General features: G+C 28.8%; 2 protein-coding genes and 1 pseudogene. 2 read left to right on the top strand and 1 reads right to left on the bottom strand.

What is annotated here, in order from left to right; translation table 11 throughout:
• A pseudogene (locus CXY28_RS09065) lies at positions 1-117 on the bottom strand (helicase); the annotation flags it as partial.
• Positions 118-317: 200 nt separating this feature from the next.
• Between CXY28_RS09065 and CXY28_RS08460 the strand changes: the two are divergent.
• The gene (locus CXY28_RS08460; protein WP_100980481.1) at positions 318-1,355 is read left to right on the top strand and encodes a hypothetical protein; all 1,038 of its coding nucleotides are present in this window, start codon (positions 318-320) and stop codon (positions 1,353-1,355) included.
• A complete protein-coding gene (locus CXY28_RS08455) occupies positions 1,356-2,750 on the top strand; it encodes a hypothetical protein (RefSeq protein ID WP_100980479.1) in 1,395 nt (464 codons plus the stop codon). It abuts the gene before it with no gap.
• The last annotated feature ends 158 nt before the right edge of the window (positions 2,751-2,908 follow it).

Genomic DNA, 2,908 nt, shown 5'->3' with positions numbered 1-2,908 from the left:
CATGCTTGCTTTATTGATTTGCGTTTTCACGACATAAGGGAGTGGCTCTTGTATTTCATTGGCCTTGCCTGATTCTTCAGCAGGGTTGCTTATGGCAATATCGCCATTATCTAAGATGCTAAATAAATTCGGTTGTGGGTTTTTAGCTTTCTTTTTTTTGCATGTGTAATCCTTTAGAGTAGGTTTTTATAATTAAGGCATAAGTTTAGTAACTAAAACATACGGATTTTTAGAATAAAAATCTTTAAAAAACCCGTATTGTTTAGTTTTTAAAAATATGGTTATATTTAAAAAATTTTTATTTTTAGGGGTTTTATATGAACCAAAATACAGAGCAAGTATCACAAAACAAGGGACTAAATGAGTTTGAAAGAGCTAAGATTTATTACACAAAAAAAGTTGCAGACAATCTCTTGTTTATAGCAAACCCAAGCAATAAAGTGGAAGCGCCTTATAAAAGTGGTGCTAAATTAGAAAAGATGGGTATTAGTAAAGATGATTACAAACAAAGCATAGCTCAAAATAGTCGTAATTTTTGCGCTTACTCAGGCGCTCCTTATAACAATGTAAATGATCTTAACCTTGATTTAGAAAAGGCTATACATAACTATAATTCAAGTGCATGGATAGGGCTTAGTGATGCTGCAATTAAACTAGAAATAGAGAAACTTACCAATGAAGAACCACAAAAAGCTAATGGACTTAGAAACGCTTTAAGAGAAATTAAAAACAATGAGCCTTGCGTAGAAGTTATGTTCATCAAACACTCAAAAGATAAAATTCTAAGAAATGAAAACAACGAGATTATTTATGCAAAAAACAATCAAGGCGAATACATTCTAAATGCTAAGGGCGAAAAAATCCCCTTGTATGAAACTCAAGAAAAAACTAACTCAATGGGTGAGACTTATTTTGAAAGAGTGCAAGAAAAATGCGAACCTTATGTAAAAATTGAAAAGTTATATAATTTAGAAGCGTTTTCTAAATATTTAAGCGAACAACAAATGGATAATTTCGTTGAAAACCTAAAACCCCTTAATAACGCTCATTTTGAGAAATCTACAAACGCCATGATAAGACTAGAACATGATAAAGATTATCCTATGGAAAAACGAGCCACTTCTAATCTTGTATTAAAAGATGTCAAAGATAGGATTTTAAACGATATAGATAAAAACAATGCTTTTAGTGATGAACAAAAAAGCGCTTATAAAAACAATATTGATAAATTGTTTGAAACTATTAATGACTATTGCACGATTAAAAACGAAAAATACCAACAAATCTTTTTTGAAAATCAAAAACAAAACCAAACGCAAAAGCAAGTAGATCAATACTCTACAATGGAGTTTTAAATGTTATTTGATAGTTTATTTTCCATCAATGAGCAACAAAAAGCAAAAGCTTGGAGTGATTTTTTTAAAGAGCTAAAAAAAGATATGAAAGAAATTTATAATAAATTTGGAGGCAATGCAGAATGGACAACTTTTTTAACTAGGTTTTCTAATGATTTAAGCCGTGCGTCTAATTATGCAGAATTTGAAACTTTACAATCTATCTATTCTAAAGAGCTTGAAGAGTTACAACAAACAATCACGACAGACAAAACGCAACAGCAACTTTTAGAACAAGATAATATTGATTTTGAATTGCAAAGTGCTTTACAAAATGACTTAAAAGATTTAGAACATTTAAGTGATAATCAAAACAAAGACGATGAAGAGCAAACCATTCAGAAGTCTTTTGAACAAGATTTAGAGGATTTACAAAATGATAAGTTTAACTTGGAGATAAAAGAGTTTATCAACAAACAAGACGATAAAAATTATCAAAATAAAGAACAATTAAACACAGAAACAAAGGAAAACATTAGGGAAAATTCTAAAAATTCTCATTTGATACCTATAACAAATTTAAAAAATTTTTTACATAACAGAAGAGAAAATTTTAAGGCTACACAACAAGATTTACCGAGTGAAAAACAAAAAAAATACTCTGATAAATTATTCAAAAAAGAGCTTTTAGAATACGCTAAACACAATATGAGCGCCAAAGAATTGCAAGTTTTAGCCATGCTGGTTAATAAAAAACCAAGTGCTATGAAGACAAAGCACAAAGAATTTTTAAATGAAGTTTTAATGACAGCTCTAATCAATAATAAAAATTTAAAAGAAAATGACCCCATAAAACTTGCCCTAACTTACAATATTCAAAATTCAAAAGCTAATCAAACTCCTTATGGCATTTTTAACGATCAAAAAGAAAATCATATTCCCCCACTCAATGAAGAGCAACATAAAATCTTACAAAACGCTATTGCCAATAACGAAATAGATAAGAGAGCTTTGGGCGTTTGGAAGTTTAATGGCGAAAATCAAAATAATTTAACCCAAAATAATGCTAATGTTAATGATATGGTTAAAAATACTACTAATGATAATCTAATTAAAGACAATAATATTAAACAAAATAACATTATTGACAATAATAATGTAAAAAATAACAATGATTTGTCTTTTTTAGATGATGAACCTATTGATTTTAATCAAGGTAATCATTCTGTTGATTTTAATAGTAAAAAATCTGTAAAAAATAACACTGAGAAAAAGCCATTAAGTCCTAAACTACAAGCTTTTGAAAATAAATCAAAGCAAAACATACAAAACGCATTAACAAAGTCTAAAGAATTAAAAAATAATCAAAGCTTAGCAAATGATGGCGTGTCTATACCTATGGAGATGAGTTTTTGAAAATAAACCCCAACAAAAGCTTTAATAAAGGAACAAAAACAAATGAAAACTTATCCATATAACCATTTTTTATTTTTCTGCTTTATTCTAGGAGCGTTTTTATTAGGTTTGCTCAGTCCAGCCTATGCTTTAAGCATTATCACCACTAAAGAAATTGA

The sequence above is a fragment of the Helicobacter pylori genome (assembly GCF_002832345.1).
GTDB classification, from domain to species: Bacteria; Campylobacterota; Campylobacteria; order Campylobacterales; family Helicobacteraceae; genus Helicobacter; species Helicobacter pylori_CP.
This window is presented reverse-complemented; position numbering and strand designations above follow the sequence as displayed.

What these genes read in the sequence shown, in the direction of transcription:
- CXY28_RS08460 (WP_100980481.1), top strand. Translation starts at nt 318, where the DNA reads ATGAACCAAAATACAGAGCAAGTATCACAAAACAAGGGACTAAATGAG.
- CXY28_RS08455 (WP_100980479.1), top strand. Translation starts at nt 1,356, where the DNA reads ATGTTATTTGATAGTTTATTTTCCATCAATGAGCAACAAAAAGCAAAA.